The 17888-nt window shown below is 41.2% G+C and carries 18 protein-coding genes; 15 read left to right on the top strand and 3 right to left on the bottom strand.

What is annotated here, in order from left to right; genetic code table 11:
- Position 1 precedes the first annotated feature (1 nt).
- Positions 2–445, bottom strand: a complete 444-nt coding sequence (locus tag ABC361_RS13365) for a DUF4385 domain-containing protein (protein WP_413074420.1) — start codon at positions 443–445, stop codon at positions 2–4.
- Between the two features lie 155 nt (positions 446–600).
- Positions 601–1719 carry an NAD(P)/FAD-dependent oxidoreductase gene (locus tag ABC361_RS13360; protein ID WP_413074419.1) on the bottom strand — a complete coding sequence of 373 codons (1119 nt, stop codon included), beginning with the start codon at positions 1717–1719 and terminating at the stop codon, positions 601–603.
- A 128-nt stretch (positions 1720–1847) separates the two neighbouring features.
- Here ABC361_RS13360 and ABC361_RS13355 point away from each other — a divergent pair, with 128 nt between their 5' ends.
- The 12 genes from ABC361_RS13355 (at position 1848) to ABC361_RS13300 (ending at position 12866) form a co-directional block, all read left to right on the top strand.
- A complete protein-coding gene (locus tag ABC361_RS13355) occupies positions 1848–2564 on the top strand; it encodes a gamma-glutamyl-gamma-aminobutyrate hydrolase family protein (RefSeq protein WP_413074418.1) in 717 nt (238 codons plus the stop codon).
- A 39-nt stretch (positions 2565–2603) separates the two neighbouring features.
- Entirely contained in the window at positions 2604–4064 is a 1461-nt protein-coding gene (locus ABC361_RS13350) for an amidase family protein (RefSeq protein WP_413074417.1), read from the top strand.
- A gap of 72 nt (positions 4065–4136) precedes the next feature.
- On the top strand, positions 4137–4610 hold the full coding sequence (locus tag ABC361_RS13345; RefSeq protein ID WP_413074416.1) for a DinB family protein: 474 nt from the start codon (positions 4137–4139) through the stop codon (positions 4608–4610).
- 190 nt (positions 4611–4800) lie between these two features.
- Positions 4801–5733, top strand: coding sequence for a phosphate ABC transporter substrate-binding protein (locus tag ABC361_RS13340; RefSeq protein ID WP_413074415.1), 933 nt, complete (start codon positions 4801–4803; stop codon positions 5731–5733).
- Between the two features lie 90 nt (positions 5734–5823).
- Positions 5824–6753 (top strand): phosphate ABC transporter permease subunit PstC, encoded by a 930-nt coding sequence (gene pstC / locus ABC361_RS13335; protein ID WP_413074414.1) that lies wholly within the window; start codon positions 5824–5826, stop codon positions 6751–6753.
- Positions 6750–7637: a phosphate ABC transporter permease PstA gene (gene pstA, locus ABC361_RS13330; protein ID WP_413074413.1), complete on the top strand. Its 888-nt coding sequence runs from the start codon at positions 6750–6752 to the stop codon at positions 7635–7637. The genes pstC and pstA overlap by 4 nt, the downstream gene beginning before the upstream one ends.
- A 10-nt stretch (positions 7638–7647) precedes the next feature.
- Complete coding sequence (gene pstB, locus ABC361_RS13325) at positions 7648–8451, top strand: phosphate ABC transporter ATP-binding protein PstB (RefSeq protein ID WP_413074412.1); 804 nt, start codon at positions 7648–7650, stop codon at positions 8449–8451.
- A gap of 17 nt (positions 8452–8468) precedes the next feature.
- On the top strand, positions 8469–9245 hold the full coding sequence (gene pstB, locus ABC361_RS13320; protein ID WP_413074411.1) for a phosphate ABC transporter ATP-binding protein PstB: 777 nt from the start codon (positions 8469–8471) through the stop codon (positions 9243–9245).
- 12 nt (positions 9246–9257) lie between these two features.
- Complete coding sequence (gene phoU, locus ABC361_RS13315) at positions 9258–9905, top strand: phosphate signaling complex protein PhoU (protein WP_413074410.1); 648 nt, start codon at positions 9258–9260, stop codon at positions 9903–9905.
- Positions 9906–9990: 85 nt separating this feature from the next.
- Complete coding sequence (locus ABC361_RS13310; protein WP_413074409.1) at positions 9991–10359, top strand: hypothetical protein; 369 nt, start codon at positions 9991–9993, stop codon at positions 10357–10359.
- A gap of 109 nt (positions 10360–10468) precedes the next feature.
- The gene (locus tag ABC361_RS13305) at positions 10469–12424 is read left to right on the top strand and encodes a chemotaxis protein CheW (protein WP_413074408.1); all 1956 of its coding nucleotides are present in this window, start codon (positions 10469–10471) and stop codon (positions 12422–12424) included.
- The gene (locus ABC361_RS13300; RefSeq protein ID WP_413074407.1) at positions 12417–12866 is read left to right on the top strand and encodes a chemotaxis protein CheW; all 450 of its coding nucleotides are present in this window, start codon (positions 12417–12419) and stop codon (positions 12864–12866) included. The genes ABC361_RS13305 and ABC361_RS13300 overlap by 8 nt, the downstream gene beginning before the upstream one ends.
- Before the next feature lie 77 nt (positions 12867–12943).
- Here ABC361_RS13300 and asnB read toward each other — a convergent pair whose 3' ends face one another.
- On the bottom strand, positions 12944–14827 hold the full coding sequence (gene asnB / locus ABC361_RS13295) for an asparagine synthase (glutamine-hydrolyzing) (protein WP_413074406.1): 1884 nt from the start codon (positions 14825–14827) through the stop codon (positions 12944–12946).
- A 149-nt stretch (positions 14828–14976) separates the two neighbouring features.
- Here asnB and ABC361_RS13290 point away from each other — a divergent pair, with 149 nt between their 5' ends.
- From ABC361_RS13290 to ABC361_RS13280, 3 genes are all read left to right on the top strand, one after another.
- Positions 14977–15273 carry an IDEAL domain-containing protein gene (locus ABC361_RS13290; RefSeq protein ID WP_413074405.1) on the top strand — a complete coding sequence of 99 codons (297 nt, stop codon included), beginning with the start codon at positions 14977–14979 and terminating at the stop codon, positions 15271–15273.
- Between the two features lie 197 nt (positions 15274–15470).
- Complete coding sequence (locus ABC361_RS13285) at positions 15471–16313, top strand: dimethylarginine dimethylaminohydrolase family protein (protein WP_413074404.1); 843 nt, start codon at positions 15471–15473, stop codon at positions 16311–16313.
- 59 nt (positions 16314–16372) lie between these two features.
- Complete coding sequence (locus ABC361_RS13280) at positions 16373–17824, top strand: acyl-CoA carboxylase subunit beta (protein ID WP_413074403.1); 1452 nt, start codon at positions 16373–16375, stop codon at positions 17822–17824.
- The last annotated feature ends 64 nt before the right edge of the window (positions 17825–17888 follow it).

Raw genomic sequence — 17888 nt, 5'->3', positions numbered from 1 at the left:
GTTAGCCATAACGGTCTTGGTGTTGCTTTTTCTTTTTTAAGTAGTCTTGATCTTCCCTTACTTTTATCCACTTTTCTTCAAAATAAGACGCTGCTTTTGCTTTTTCTTCATCAATATCACGGTCATTAAGGTTCCCATCTTTATCGTATTTTTTACCTCCAGGGTAATTTGCATACCGTCTAGCTCGAGTGTAGCCCATTTGCAAAAATTTTCTCGCCATATCCATGCCGACCAGATCATCCTCTTTTTTATAAGCAAGAAACTGTTCATAGATTTTTTCTGAAGATGCTTTAGCGACTTTAGGCGTTTTAAATCGCCAATTTGGGAGGATTTCACTTTTATATGGTTCAATCATTAATACGCCTTGTTCACCCCGCCCTACACGATACTTCTCAGGTTGCTCTCGATGATTTGCGTCTTTGTCCATTTGGTCATAGTAACTCATCGTCATCCCTCCAGTTTATACCCATACCCGTTTCAACCAACTGTAAGCAAAAAGACCTCGAGTTTCGTTCAAATCCAACGATCGTTTTTTAAAAAAAGATGAGTAATCACTGCTAGATTACTCATCTTTCTCTCTTATGCCTTTGCTCAAGCTTTTTATGGTTTAATAATGGATTCGACGTTAAATAGGGTATCCGACAGGGGAACATCTCGCCTTGCAAGACATTCAGCGAGTGCGTAGCCAATGTAAGGTCCTGCCGTCAAACCAGTAGAACCGAGGCCGTTTGCAATCCATACTTTTTCGTAGTTTGGCATTCTTCCGAAAAGTGGCATGTGATGTGGGGCAACAGGTCGAAACCCAACTTTTGTTTCTACATACGATGCGGTTCGTAATCCTGGAGCAACAGAAAATGTTTCGTCTAGTAAGGTATGAACAGCATCGGCAGTAACTGACGAATTAAAGTTCGTATGGTTTTCATACGTAGAGCCAGCGACAATTTTCCCGTTAGGAAAAGCTAATAAATATTGATTTCCAGGAGGGATGACCACAGGCCACTCGGATGTATCTTGGTCAATTTGTAAATGAACAATCTGTGCTTTTTGATCGCGAATGTCTACTGTAATGGAAGTTCTTTCGAATAATGGCTTCACCCATGCGCCATTCGTAATAATTAATTCGTCGTATTCAAGCTCACCTTCTGAAGTGAAAACGGCTAACTGCCCGTCCATTTGCTCTTCAATTGACGCTTTTTGATGGACGATGGTTGCGCCTAGACGTTGTGCGGCTTGCTGCATGGAGTGATTTAACGATTGACCATCAACACGTCCAGCCCCTTCTACGAATACACCATAATAACGCGTATCAAGAACAGGAAATCGCTGTTGAATGTCCTCCCCTTCAAGATACGTGAGTTCGCCAATTTCTGGTGCGTCGTGTCGTTTGAGTTTTGCACGTTCGATGGTATCAAGAACGTTTTCTTTTTTTTCATGAATCCAGAGGGCGCCAGTTCGTTTAAATCCAGTATTTTCGCCGCCGAGCGTAGCGAGCGTGTCTACAAACGATGGGTAATAGGCAGCGCTGTTTTTCACGAGCTGATACCAAGCTTGATTTCGTCGTTTTGATAACCAAGGACACACAATTCCAGCAGCAGCATTTGTTGCCCGATTTGGATGTTTGTCATCAACGAGAACGACATCGTACCCTTGTTTGGCTAAATGAAATGCGGTGGAGCTACCAACAATGCCTCCACCAATTAAAACCATTCGTTTTCTCATAAAATAATGCCTCACTTTTTGCGTATCAATCACTAGAAAAGCGTAGCGAATCAAACCAAAAATGTCAATTTTAGCATTGACATCATTTTTTTTCATACGCATAGTGTAAGAAAAAGGAGGCGTGTAACATGATAACCATTGGCATTACCTCTTCGATTGTTGACATAGGGAGACTAAGTACGGCGCTAGATAATATTGCTTCAATTAATGGGAAACAAGTTCTGCCGTTTGTGCTTCCAAATATTGAACCGACGAAAGCTTGGTCCTACATGAAGAATTTAGACGGGTTATTGATGACGGGTGGAGGGGATATTAATCCGATGCTATTTAATGAAGAACCGCATCCTCAACTAGGGAGTATCACACCGGAGCGAGATTTATTTGAGATGGCGCTTGCTAAAGCGGCTTTAGCAGAAGAGAAACCGGTGCTCGCGATTTGTCGAGGCATGCAAATCTTAAATCTTGCGGCTGGGGGAGATATGTATCAAGATTTACCAAGCCAATTTCAAGGTGAATTAATTCAGCATCATCAACGAGCGCCGAGAGAGTACGGTAGCCATCAAATTCAAATGAACGATTCTTCTACACTTACATCAATTGTTGGGACACAAACCATGGTTGTAAACAGTTTTCACCATCAAGCTGTTAGGCATGTTCCATCTCCATTCGCAGTAGTCGGTTGGACGAATGACGGTGTTGTAGAAGCGATTGAACATGAAACACATCCTTTTCAAGTTGGTGTTCAATGGCATCCTGAAAATATGAAGGATGATTATTCAAAAAAACTCTTTCAAGGCTTTCTCCATGCTTGCGAGTCATGTAGAAGCAGATCAAAAGCAAATTAATGTGCGTTCTTTTATACTGAAGAAAAGGAGGCGAACTACATGAATTTTCGTGAATATAAGCAGTTTGATGGTGTGGCGTTAGCAGAATTAATAAAAAAACGGAGCATTCAACCATTAGATGTGCTTCAAGCTTGTTCAGAAGGGATATTGGCTAATCAACAATTAAATGCAGTCGTATCGACCCGAGAAAAACGAGCAACAGAAGAATTGAAAGATCTCCACGCGGAGCAACTCTTTCAAGGCGTTCCGTTTTTATTAAAGAATTCTTCTCAAGCGTTAAAAGAGGAAGAAATAAATGCTGGAAGTCCATTACTAACAGGATCTGTTGCTAAAGAGTCCAGTCATTACACCAAACGCTTGCAACATGCAGGGTTTATTATGATGGGCTATACAAACTCTCCAGAATTTGGACTAAAGAACATTACGGAACCGAAATTGTACGGAGCAACTAGAAATCCACACAATGAATCGTACTCGCCAGGTGGTTCCAGTGGTGGTGCTGCGGCAGCTGTAGCAAGTGGGATCGTACCAATTGCTGGGGCAAGTGATGGCGGGGGTTCCATTCGTATTCCTGCTTCATTCACAGGGCTTGTGGGCTTAAAACCAACACGAGGTCGTACACCTGTCGGGCCTGGTGCAGGACGTCAGTGGCAAGGAGCTGCGATTGATTTTGTCTTAAGTCGGTCGGTAAGGGATAGCGCACGGGCGCTAGATGTGTTGCAAACGTATCAACCAGAAGCGGCATTTCATACACCTTTATTTGTAGGTGGGTTTGAAGAGACGATGTATCAAGAACCGCCTATGCGTATTGCGTACTCCTATGAATCGCCAGTCGGTACACCTGTTTCGGACGATGCGAAAACTGCACTTATGGAAACGGTTCAATATCTTGACTCTCTTGGATATGAGCTAGAAGAAGCGTCTCCATCCATTGATGGTCGTTATTTAATGCAGCAATATTATTTAATGAACGCTGGCGAAATGGCAAACATGCGTGGGCGTTTAGAGAAATCAATTGGTAGAATCCTTCGTGAAGAGGAATTGGAAACCGAGTCCTTTGTTCTCTCAGAGGCTGGAAGGCATGTATCAGCAGCGCAATATGCGAGTAGCCTTACTGCATGGGACGAGCATGCTGCTAAAGCGATGGCCTTTCACCAAAACTATGATTTGTATTTAACACCAGGTGCCGCATCGATTGCACCGAAAATTGGCGAGCTAACACCATCATTAGAAGAAGAGCAGAGGTTGAAAGAAACGGTGCAGAAACTTGGCGTTCAGGATCAGCTTGATCTTGTTTATGAGATGTTCTTACCAAGTTTGACGTACACGCCTTTTACACAGCTTGCAAATTTAACCGGTCAACCAGCTATGAACATCCCTGTTTATCAAACGAATCAAGGTATGCCCATTGGTGTTCAAGCGATGGCGTCTAAAGGAAATGAAGCGTTACTCATAAGGTTAGCAGCAATGCTTGAACAAAGTGATTTGTGGCAAGGATAAAGGTCGTCTTACTTGTATGTGTTTGATCGTTTTTACTATACTAAGAAGTGACGTAAAAAAGGAGCTGGTAGTATGTATCGCAAAGTAGCAGATTTTATTCAAGAATGGAAACAAGAATCTTATTTAACATCAGCGGTTTTAGACGCCGTGTCAGATGAGAAATTAGGACAAGCGATTGAAGAAGGGCATAACACATTAGGTTGGTTAGGTTGGCACCTCACGACATCTCCTGTATTTTTTGTAGGGCAACTAGGTGTGCAGCTTGACGTGGACCTTGCGGAAAAACAGCCGAGCAGTGCAAGTGTTATAAAAGATTCGTATGATCGCGTAAGCCGAGCGTTGCTTCAAGCGATGGAAAACATCGACTCAGACAGCTTTATGGAAGAAGAACTCGAAGCCTTAGGTGCAACGATGACAAAAGGAACGATGCTACGTATGCTTGTTAGCCATCAAACGCACCATCGTGGGCAAATGACGGTCCTCCTTCGTCAAGCAGGGTTAACGGTACCTGGGGTCTATGGACCAACAAAGGAACAAACAAACTAAGAAATAATCGTGTAGATATGAAACGTACTGATCATGATCAGTACGTTTTTTTTATGTTCATTTGTAAAGGTGATCTTCATGCTTTTTACAAAAGCTTTACACGAGCCATATATGAACTTAATACTTGCCATCTATACTTGGGCTTGTAAGAACGATACCGAACGCTTAACAAATAGGGGGAAACAAACAGATGAAGAAGTTAAACCTTGGAGCAGTTTTTGCAGCGTTTCTATTAACAGCAGCTGCATGTGGATCAGATGAGGGAACGAATGGTGATGGTGACAACGCATCAAATGGTGGAGATGACTCCAATGATAATAATACGGAAGAAGTATCAGGAAGCATTCTTGTAGCAGGATCAAGCGCCATGGAACCGCTTGTGGCAGCGGCAAGTGAAGTGTTTATGGAAGAGAACTTGGAAGCAAGTATCTCTGTACAAGCCGGTGGATCTGGCCAAGGTTTATCTTCTATCGCAAGTGAACAAGTTGACATCGGGAACTCGGATGTATTTGCGGAAGAAAAAGACGATATTGATGCATCAAATCTTGTTGATCACCGCATTGCGGTCGTAGGAATGGGTCCAGCCGCTCACCCTGAAGTCGGTGTAGACGATCTATCAACGGAAGACATGATTGATATTTTTACAGGAGAAGTAACGAACTGGAGTGAAATCGGTGGCGCAGATGAAGAGATTGTTCTTGTCAACCGCCCAGATTCTTCTGGAACGAGAGATACATTTGTAAAATATGGCCTTGAAGGCAATGAGCCTTCATCTGATGCAATTACAGAAGATTCATCAAGTACCGTGCGTCAGATTATTAGCGAGACTCCTGGTGCAATCGGCTACCTTGCTTTCTCGTACTACGATGACCAAGGTTCGGTTTTACCGTTAGCAGTAGATGGCGTTGAGCAAACCGATGAAAACGTCATGTCAGGGGATTTCCCAATCTGGGCCTACATGCACTCTTATACAAATGGAGAGCCTGAAGGGTTAACAAAAGCGTTTATCGACTTCCTGTTCAGTGAAACGGTACAAGATGGTGTGATTCCAGAAATGGGCTACATTCCTGAAACCGGGATGCAAGTAGAACGAGATGCTGAAGGAAATGAAACAGCAAAATAAAGAGAATAAAAGGGGGCTTTGGTTAAAAAGGCCGAGCCCCTTTTCAAACATTGATTTTCATTGAGGAGAAGATCAAGGAGGAACGTATTCATGCCAGCTACCCAATCTGTAGCAGACCGTTTGCTAGATAAAAAGAAAACGATAAAAACAGAACGCAAAGGGAAATTGATTGTTTACACATGTGCAACAATTATCATTTTAACAACCGTATCGATTACACTTTTCCTAGTCTTACGCGGAATGCAAGCTTTTGTTGCTGACGGCGTTAGTCCGATTGAATTTTTAACTAGTCTAGACTGGAATCCGGCCCGGAGTGCCGATCAAGGCGGACCAGCTTATGGTGCTTTACCTTTTATTGTCGGCTCGTTTGCCGTAACCATTTTAGCCGCTTTAGTGGCTGCACCGCTTGGAATTGGTGCCGCCATTTACATGACTGAAATTGCGCCAAGTTGGGGACGGAAAATTCTCCAACCAGCAGTAGAGCTGTTAGTGGGGATTCCATCAGTTGTTTATGGATTTATTGGCTTAACACTCATTGTTCCTTTTATACGTGAAAATGTTGGTGGGCAAGGATTTGGCTTATTAGCTGGAATGGTCGTATTATCCATTATGATTTTACCGACTGTGACAAGTATTGCGACCGACGCGCTTCGATCTGTTCCAAATGGGATTAGAGAATCATCCCTCGCTTTAGGGGCAACGAGATGGCAAACGATTCGCCGCGTCATTGTGCCAGCTGCTGGACCGATGCTGTTAACGGCGATTGTTTTAGGAATGGCCCGTGCCTTTGGTGAAGCACTTGCTGTACAAATGGTAATCGGAAATTCTCGAACCATTGCAGAATCTTTACTTGATCCAACTGCAACATTAACGACGATTATTACATTAAACATGGGACATACGGTACCTGGAAGCACGGAAAACAACGTGCTCTGGTCATTAGGATTAATTCTTCTAGTGATGTCTTACTTGTTCATTATCATCGTTCGTTTCTTGTCATCTAGGAGGCGTTTTTCATGAATAAACGATGGACAGATCGATTAGCGACATCAGTATTTACACTGATTGCGCTTCTCATTGTAGCCGTATTAGCAAGTTTGATTAGTTATATATTGGTACGTGGGATTGGCCAACTGGACTTGAACTTTTTAACAAGTCCGCCGAGCTCGTTTCGTGAAGGTGGAGGAATTGGTCCACAACTATTTAACTCTTTTTACATTCTTGTTCTAACAATGTTATTTACTGTTCCCCTTGGCCTTGGTGGCGGGATTTACATGGCTGAATACGCAAAGCCTGGCAAGGTAACAGATTTTATTCGTACATGTATTGAAGTATTAGCGTCCCTTCCATCCATTGTTGTAGGTCTTTTCGGTTTACTTGTCTTTGTACAATTAACCGGCTGGAGCTATTCAATCTTAGGTGGTGCACTTGCGTTAACAGTCTTTAATTTACCTGTCATGGTGCGTGTCGTTGAGGATTCCATTACAAGCGTTGCCCGTGAACAAAAAGAAGTAAGCTTAGCTCTTGGCATTACGCATTGGGATACGATTCGGACGATTATTTTGCCAGCAGCATTCCCAGGAATTTTGACAGGAGTTATTTTATCAGCAGGACGTGTGTTTGGTGAAGCGGCTGCGTTATTATTTACGTCTGGCGTGACGACACCACGACTTGATTGGGCAAACTTTAATCCATTTTCAGAGACATCACCATTAAACGTGTTTCGACCAGCAGAAACGTTGGCTGTTCACATTTGGAAAGTAAACACTCAAGGGCTTGTTCCGGATGCCAGAGATATTGCTGACGGTGCGGCGCTCGTGCTCATTATTGCTGTTCTGTTATTTAATTTAATGGCCCGACTTCTTGGACGCTATGTGCACAAAAAATTAACGTCTGCAAAATAGGAGGAATTCCATGTCAACCTTAACCGTTCGAAAAGAAGAACAACAGACTGAGCTTGTAACGGAAAACACGTTACTAAAAGCAGAAAACATTAACATTTATTATGGAGAGAACCATGCTGTTAAAGACCTGTCTCTAGCAGTCAATCGCAATGAAATTCTTGCGTTAATTGGTCCTTCAGGCTGTGGGAAATCGACTTTTTTAAGAAGTATTAATCGGATGAACGATTTGATTCCGTCAGCACGAGTTACAGGAAAAATGATGTATGAAGATGTGAATTTGCTAAGCGATGCGGTCAATGTGGTATCACTGCGCAAAGAAATTGGGATGGTCTTTCAAAAAGCAAACCCATTTCCAAAGTCGATTTATGATAATTTGACCCACGGACTCCGTTTTCACGGTGTGCCCAAGAAAGAATGGAAAGGCATCGTGGAAGAATCGTTAACAAAAGCGGCTTTATGGGAGGAAGTCAAAGATCGTTTGCACGAGTCTGCACTTGATCTTTCTGGAGGACAGCAACAGCGCTTATGTATTGCGCGCACGCTCGCATTAAAGCCAGAAGTCATTTTACTAGACGAACCAGCTTCAGCACTAGATCCGATCGCCACTGCAAAAGTAGAAGAATTAATGATCGAGTTAAAGAAACAATATACGGTTGTTGTGGTAACGCATAATATGCAGCAAGCTTCTCGTGTATCGGACCGAACGGCATTCTTTTACAACGGTGAATTAATTGAAACAAACTCTACGGAGAAATTATTTAGTAATCCTGATCATAAGCAAACGGAAGCCTATATTTCTGGTCGATTTGGTTAAGGAGGGGGCATCTTAATATGGTGGCAACGTTAGAAGAAACCAAAGCAGTTTATCAAGTAAGAGATTTTAATTTATGGTACGGACAAAATCATGCGTTGAAAAATATTAGTTTAGCGTTAAATGAAAAAGAAGTGACAGCGATTATTGGTCCGTCCGGTTGCGGAAAGTCCACATTTATAAAAACACTGAACTTAATGTCCAAGTTAAATCCAACCATTAAGATGTCAGGTGAATTAAACTATCATGAGCAGAATCTGTTGCATAGTTCTATGGATTTGGCAGATCTTCGAAAACAGGTCGGGATGGTGTTTCAAAAGCCAAACCCATTTCCAAAGTCAATCTATGAAAATGTTGCGTATGGACCAAGAGTTCACGGTATTCGTAAGAAAAAAGAATTGGATGAAATTGTAGAATCCAGTTTAAAAGGAGCGTTTCTTTGGGACGAAGTAAAAGATCGATTAAGTAAAAACGCCATGGGCTTATCCGGAGGACAGCAGCAACGTTTATGTATTGCGCGAGCACTTGCTACAAAGCCAGAAGTATTATTAATGGATGAGCCAACGAGTGCACTAGATCCATTATCAACAACAAAAATTGAAGAACTGATTACGTCTTTAAAAGGAACGTATACCGTTGTGATCGTGACACACAATATGCAGCAGGCGGCGCGAATTTCTGATAAGACCGCGTTTTTCTATATGGGTGAACTGATTGAAATTGATGATACAAGAAAAATTTTCTCTAACCCTGAACATAAGCGGACTGAGGCTTATATTTCAGGTCAATTCGGTTAAGGGGCGAAGCATATGTTACGTAGCATGTTTGTTCAACAGCTTGAAGAATCCGTCACGCACATTCAGGAACTAGGGGAACGAACCCTTGTGCAGCTGGATCGGGCTATTGCTTGCTTTGAGACAGGGGATACGAGTAAAGTAGACGACATTATTGCCAATGATAAAAAAATTAATAAGCGAGAGCTTGAACTAAATGAGCAAGTTTTTGATATTATTGCGCGCCAACAACCTGTAGCAAGTGATCTTCGAAAGCTGATTGTGGTAATGAAAATTAGCGGAGATTTAGAACGGGTTGCTGATTTAGCAGTTGATATGGCAAAAGTGTCACGACGAATATCAGCAGTAGATGATGACACAATTAGTGAGCTTTCTTCACTGGCAAAAGATGCGCGGGCTATGGTTGCTAAGGCACTCGTTGCCTATAAAGAGAAAGATGTTTTCGCAGCGCAGCAGCTAGCGAAAGAAGACGATGCAATAGATGAACGGTTTGGAAAGTTTATTAAACGTTTGTTCAGACAAGATGTGAATGAACAAAATGTTGAAGGAACCACGCAATTAGCTTTTATCGCTCGGTATGTGGAGCGAATTGCGGATTATGCGACGAATTTATCAGAGTGGATTATCTATGAAGCAAATGGGCACCATTTTGATTTGAACTAGCGAGAACCTCGGTTCTCGCTTTTTATTTTATGCTATACTAGAATGGTGAATTGAAACCTATTCTATTGCTAGAGGAGGGCAACGTGTGATTCCTGCCCAAACCTTTTTACCATACTTACAGTTTCATAATTATGTATGGCCGCTTTTTTTTATAGGAGCTGCCGTATGGTTGATCCTCACGTGGTTTGATTTGCAAACAGGCAGAAAGCTTATTGCCGTGTTTGTCAGGTTAACACAGGTTCTTTTACTGTTAACAGGTGTCGTGATTTTATATATGTATCAATTTACCCCTTATTATAGTGTGAAAGGGGCAATTGCCCTTTTACTGTTTATCTTTTTTGAAACGAGTCGACTGGCATTAAAGCGGAAGAACTATTCTTTATTTGCGCTACATATAAGCATCTTTCTTTTTTCTGGATTAATGGTTTGGCTGTTAGGGATAAATGGGCGTTAGCGGGATTTGGAGTATTTCTAGATCGGTATCAACTTTCATTAGAATGAATCCGATAAAGAATACGAGAGCAGTTGCTCTCGTATTCTTTTTTGCTAAGGTGGAGAATGTGTTGAGTCAAAACCAGTACTTAACGATGTTTATTGAAGAAGGTCATGAACATCTTTCACTTATAAATGAACAACTGCCTCGACTATCAGAAGAGGAAAATCAAACGACTACTCTGAACGACGTTTTTCGGTCGGCTCATACGATTAAAGGCATGGCCGCTTCAATGAACTTTACTGTTATGGCCGATGTTACACACCAATTTGAGAATATGCTAGACGACTTAAGAACAGGGAATGTGTCTTTAGAGAATGAGCATATGAATCTATTTTTTATGATTGTCGATTTTCTTGATAGCTCGCTTGAATCCATTGAGGAAAGTGGAACAGAACTGCCTTATGGTCAAGAGTTAGAACAGCAGCTTCTGCGCATGAACCCAAATGAAGTCCGTTCGTCTATGCAAGATGATATAGATGGCTATACGTTGCGGATGCTTGCACAAGCGCTTGAAGAGGGGATTCCACTTAAAACGGTTCATGTTGAAGTGGATGAGCAAGCGATGCTAAAAGGCGTTCGTGCGTATATGGTAATAAATGAACTTAGTAACTTGGGTGAAATTTTACATACAAATCCAAACACAGAAGCCCTTGAAGAAGGTCTGTTTGACCGCGATTTTCAGGTAATAGTAGCGACAGGATCAAAGGCTCAAGACATGGTTTCAGTCATAAAAGGGTTAAGTGAGATTACAAATGTGGACGTGAAAGATTTTGTCCTTGAGCAAACCCAGTCAAATGCAAGCCCTGATAGTAGGGATCAAAAGGTTGTTGAAAAGGGAGAGGGAGCAGATGCACGTGTGCAGAAATCCATACGTGTGCAGCTATCAAAATTAGATGAATTAATGTATATGTTTGAAGAGCTTGTCATTGAAAAAAGCAGGCTAGAACAATTAGCAAAACAAATCGATCAGCCTGATCTACTGGTGACGGCAGAGAAAATGAATCGGAGCATTAGTCATTTGCAATCTGTGATGCTCTCTATTCGAATGATGACGTTAGATACGGTATTCACTAGATTTCCAAAGATGGTCCGCAAAATTGCAAAAGAAGTCGACAAAGACATTCATTTTGTTGTGGAAGGCGGGGAAACTGAAATCGATAAGGCTTTGATCGATGAATTAAGCGATCCTTTGCTCCATTTATTAAGAAATTCAATTGATCATGGCATCGAGCATCGTGACAAACGAAAAGCTCTTCATAAAGCTGAGAAGGGGACGATCACGTTACGCGCTTTTTATAAAGGAAGCCGGGTGGTGATTGAAATTGAAGATGACGGAGGGGGCATTGATCGGGAGCGAGTATTGCAAAAAGCGTTGTCTCTCGACCTGCTAACCGAAGATGATGCAGCAAATCGAACCGATGAAGAGGTCTTTCAACTCCTCTTCCAATCAGGTTTTAGTACAGCTGATACAGTAACCGATCTATCAGGTCGAGGAGTTGGTTTAGATGTGGTTAAGACGAATTTAGAGAAGATCGGTGGAACCATTGAAGTCGCGTCTCGACCAGGTGAAGGGTCTACCTTTTCTATTTCGCTTCCATTAACCGTTTCGATAATGGAAGCATTACTTGTCCGTGTTAATAATGACACATTTGCCATTCCGGTCTCTGCTGTACTCGAAACCGCAACAATCAAAACGGAAGACATTCACTATTCACAAAATCAAGCAATGATTGATGTACGTGGTCTCTATACTCCCGTAGTCTCTTTGCGAACGTTTGTGGGAGTGGAGGTGGACGAGCAAGAGGAGTGGTCGGTTGTGGTTATATATCAAAAAAATAAGTTAGTCGCGTTACGTGTAGATGATTTCGTTGGCCACAGTGAAATTGTCTTAAAATCTCTCGGGTCATTATTAAAAGGGACTACGGGGTTGTTAGGTGCCACCATCCTTGGGGATGGAAAGATTGCAATGGTTTTAGATACCTCTATGTACTTTCAGGATGAATGGAGGATGAAACATGAGTAATGCATTAGAAAAATTGCTTCTTTTTACTGTCGGAAAGCAAGAATATGGCATGCATTTGCAAAACCTCCTTTCAATCGAACCTGTTAACGGGATTGCCTCTGTTCCGAATACGGCTAAAGTGATAGAGGGAGTTGTGCTCGTTCGTGGAGAGTTAATTGCTGTCGTAGACATGAATCAAATTTTGAATGGCACAAAAGCAACAATCACAAGGCATTCTCGGCTGTTAATTTGCACCTCTCAAGAGAAAGACGTTGCGCTACTCGTGGATCAGGCGAGCGATATTTTGCGTGTCGAGATTGAAGCATTCCAAGAAGCAAGTGATGTTCAGTCTCCAACACCATTTATTAACCAGCTTATCCAAGTGGAAACAGGTTTTGCGTCAATGATTGATCTTCACGAGTTGCTGACGTACATTGAAACAAATAAAGCTGTTCAAGTGTAAACAAATAAACGAGAGTAACTAAAAAAAGAATCTTCCTGAATGACGTTGCGACACGCCTTCAAGAAGATTCTTTCTTGTTATATGACAATTTTGCTTACTTTCTCGCTTTTACTAGCAAGATGAAGATCATGCCACATCATAAAGCATAGAACGGTCCATAATTTACGACTGTAGTCCGCTTTTCCTTGACGGTGATCTTCTAACATTTGCAGTAAGAAGGATTTGTTGAAATATTCATCCGCACCGCTTGTTTTAATGGTTTGTTGCGCCCAGCTGTACAGCTCGTCTTTAAGCCATACGCGAATAGGTACAGGGAACCCAAGTTTTTTACGAGATACAATGGAATCTGGTACGATCTCTTTCATGGCTTCTCTTAGAACAAATTTTGTTGTATTGTTTGCTAATTTTAAATCTGTTTGCAAAGAACGAGCAAATTCAAAGACTTCTTTATCAAGAAATGGCACGCGTAATTCAAGCGAGTGGGCCATTGTCATACGATCCGCTTTAACAAGAATATCACTAGCAAGCCACGTATGCATGTCCACATACTGCATCTTTGTAGAATCGTCATAGTGACGGACGGCGTCATAAAGCGGACGGGTCACATCTGTATATGGATGGGATGCATCATACGAATGAAAAAGCTCTTTCTTTTCTTCTTCATTAAAAATAAACGCGTTCCCGACATAACGTTGTTCAATAGGCGTTGTTCCTCTTAATAAAAATCCACGTCCTTTAACAGACGAAGGTAATCGTTGAGCAAATCGATTTAAAGCAGGATGCAAGCCTTTTGGTATTTTGTCAAAGAATTTTAAATCTAACGGCTCGCGGTAAATCCGATAACCACCAAATAATTCATCGGCACCTTCTCCAGATAAAACAACTTTCACATGCTTAGCTGCTTCTTTTGCAACAAAATAGAGTGGAACAGCTGCTGGATCGGCAACAGGCTCATCCATATGCCACATAATTTTAGGAAGTTCTTCTAAAAATTCTTCCGGCGTGATTAATTTTGAAACATTTCGGACACCTAATTTTTCTGCCGAGTCTTGAGCTAGATCAATCTCACTATAGCCTTGTGTTTCAAAGCCCACTGTAAATGTTAATAATTCTGGGTGTTGTTCTTTGGCAAGTGCGACGATCGCTGTAGAATCAATTCCACTTGATAGAAAAGATCCGACAGGAACATCTGAACGCATATGTTTTTCTACCGAATTTGTTAACACGTCTTTCGTTTCGTTTACTAACGAATCAAGTGATTGATTGCGAGAGTGCTGATAAAACGAGCGATCGCTATAGCTTGTGACGTCAATTGATAGATGCTCATCAATGGTTAAATAGTGACCTGGTAATAGTTTTTCTACATGATTTGTTAATGTATGTGGTTCTGGTACATATTGAAAAGTTGTATAATGTTGTAACGAATCTGTACGTACTTGTACTTCATCAATATAAGGCATAAGAGATTTTTGCTCTGAACCAAAATGAAGACGACCGTTGTCTCTCATATAATAGAACGGTTTAATACCGAAACGGTCGCGACCACAGAAAAGTGTTTTTTCTTCAGTATCCCAAATCGCAAAGGCAAACATCCCGCGCAGTTTTTTGATCATTTCTTTGCCTTCATGCGCGTACATCGCAATAAGAACTTCGGTATCCGAGTGTGTACGGAATGTTACGCCTTGCTTTTGTAACCCTTCTCGGAGTTCAATATAGTTATAAATTTCGCCATTAAACACCATTTGATAGCGACCTTCTTGATAAGAAAAAGGCTGTGAGCCGTTTTCTAAGTCAATAATGCTTAAGCGTTTAAAGCCTAGCCGAACAAATTCGTCTTTATATTCGCCTGTTTGATCTGGTCCACGATGGTGGATCATCTCTAAAGCTTCAGTCCACGTCTGATCATCAGCGTGGTTGTTTTCGTTATGTTTGTGTAAGAGCTCTCCAATAAAACCACACATAAGTGAGGCACCTCCGAATAAGTAGGGTGAAAAAATGGACATGAAAAAATGGGTTGGAACATCCAACACCCTCAGGTTTATGACCATTCTTTTCAGGGTAAAACATGAGTAAATTAAACGATATCATCATAACAGATGGAGGGAGAACAATGAAAGAGCCATTTGCCATTGATAAGAATGTCCTAAAGCAGTTGCACATTATTAACAGTTTAGAAGTTCGTACCGATCTCACTGTTCAATCTCTCTATGCTCGAGCTGTTCTAACGTATTCAAGTTATTACTTTAAAGAACAATATTTAAGAAAGCAAATTGATCTATCTCTTGAATGTCGTAATAAAGAACAATTTTATATTCTCTCTTCAGAGCTCTCGTCTCACATCGAAAGTCATAAAAATGGAAAGACCATTTCTGAAAATGGCTATAATTTATTTTTGACTTTTCATTAAGATCAGGCCAAGTATGTTGGTCTGATTTTTATGTTTGTAAGATTAATCATTTAAAATGGATAAGATATCCTTATTGTAGTATACACTTAGGAAAAGGTATACGAATATATAAAAATATAATGGATAAAATTGATTTTTACAATCCTGTATGCAAATCTTAATAAAGAATTGATTCAAAAGATAGGGGTCATTCACTCATGAAAAATGAAAACGTTTATTGTAATTCTGAATTTGATACGTTGACAGAAGTGGTTGTATGCAAACCAACGTATATGACAATTAAAGAACCCATCAATGAAACGCAGCGGAAGTATATGAAAGAAAATATTGATAAAGAATTAGCTTGTTCCCAGCACCAAACGCTTATTGAAACGATGAGGGATGAAGGAGTTAATGTACGGATGTTGCCGCCTCATGCATCATTTCCTGAACAGATTTTTATGCGTGATAGCGGATTTACAATCGAAAACGTTCTATATGTTGCGCGAATGGAAAGTGAGATCCGACAAGGCGAGGAAAAAGAGCTTGCTAAATTTTTGGAAGCGATTGATCGTCCGTATCAATTTATTCCAAAAGGGACAATCGAGGGCGGAGACGTCATCGTTACGGAGCATATCATTTATGTCGGTGCGAGTGGGCGTACATCGTCAAATAGTTTATCAATGTTAGAACAGAATCATGGAAGTAAACAATTTCAATGGGTGCCATTTGATCATAAGTATTTGCATCTAGATTGTGTGTTTCAACCTATTTCGAAACATGAAGCACTCGTATACCCTGAGGCGATTGATGCTGCTGCTTATCGAATGCTGTCTGAACGTTATGATTGTATTGAAGTTTCAAAAGAAGAACAATTTCATTTAAGTGTAAATGTTTTGTCGATAGGGAAAAAGCGTATTTTAGCACTGCCCCAAAACAAAAAAACGAACCAAGCGCTACGGGATCGTGGCTATACGATCATTGAAGTTGATTTTTCTGAGATTATTAAATCAGGTGGTTCATTTCGATGTGTAACCTTGCCTGTTCACAGAACACCCTAACGCATAGCGTCCCCCTTTTTGGTTACATTACAACAAGAACCTAAAAAGGGTGGATCACAATGGACAATCAAGAAGAACAAGACTATGAGAAACGATTAGAGATCATTTCATTAGGCGGCGGAATTGATAAGCAAGAAGCGCAAAAGAAACGGGGGAAGCTATTAGCACGGGAGCGGATTAGTCAGCTTGTTGATGCGAATAGCTTTTCTGAGTTGTATCGATTTGCATTAGGTTTAGACGGTCAACCAAGCGATGGTGTCATTACTGGTATTGGCAAAATAAACGAGCAAGATGTTTGTATTTATGCACAAGATTTTACAATTGTCGGCGGTACGCTTGGAGGCATGCACGCACAAAAGATTTGTTCGTTAATGGATTTAGCTTACGAACATCGGATGCCAATTATTGGCTTAATTGATTCAGGCGGAGCACGTATTCAAGAAGGCATAGAGGCGCTGCATGGTTATGGAGAAATATTCAAGCGAAACGTTCAGTACTCAGGCGTTATTCCCCAGCTATCGGTTATGCTTGGACCTTGTGCAGGAGGAGCTGCTTATTCCCCTGCATTAAGCGATGCGATATTTATGGTACGAACGATTAGCCAAATGTTTATAACAGGACCGAAAGTTCTTCAAGCAATAAGTGGAGAGACGTTGTCGCCTGAAGATCTTGGTGGTGCAGATGTACATGCAACCAAAAGCGGGTTGGCTCATTTTGTGGCTGACACAGAGCAAGAAGCGTTTGCTCAAGTGAAAGAGTTTTTATCTTTTTTAGGAAACCGCAAAAAAGAATCGACCAGTGTCGCTTCAGAAACAGAAATTGAGACGTGTTTACCAAAAGATGAGCGAGAAGTATATAATGTGAAAGAAATCATTGCGTGTCTTGCAGATCAACAGTACTTGTTTGAATGGTCAAAAGGTTTTGCCAAAAACATCGTGACCGGTTTTATTCGCTTAAACGGTAAAACAGTCGGTGTTGTGGCTAATAACCCCATTCATTTAGCCGGTTGCATTGATATTGATGCAAGTGATAAAGGTGCCCGGTTTGTTCGTTTCTGCAATTGTTTCCACATTCCATTGCTTGTGTTAGAAGATGTGAGCGGATTTATCCCTGGAAAAGACCAAGAATATAAAGGCCTATTGCGCCACGGCGCTAAACTAATTTACGCGTTTGCTGAAGCATCTGTACCGAAAATTACCGTCGTACTTAGAAAAGCATACGGAGGTGCGTTTGTCGCATTAAATAGTAAAGGGATTGGTGCAGATCTAGTCGTAGCTTGGCCGTGTGCGTCTATTGCAGTTATGGGGAGTCAAAGTTCAGAAGCGATTGTTGCAGAAAAAGCTGTTAGAAATCTAGAAGAGACCGATTCCCCATATCATGCTGCAAAAAAAGGGTATATTGATGATGTGATTTTGCCAAGAGAAACCCGTTCGTTTTTAATTCAGTCGTTTCGCTATTTAAAAGCCAAACCTGTTGACGAAACAAGAAAACGGGGAAATATGCCCATGTAAGGCTAGAGACAGATGGAAAACAATCGCAAAATCTTCTTCAATTTAACGCTTTTTCGTTTTTAAA

It is taken from the genome of Shouchella phoenicis (genome assembly GCF_047238345.1).
Lineage (GTDB): Bacteria > Bacillota > Bacilli > Bacillales > Bacillaceae_D > Shouchella.
This window is presented reverse-complemented; position numbering and strand designations above follow the sequence as displayed.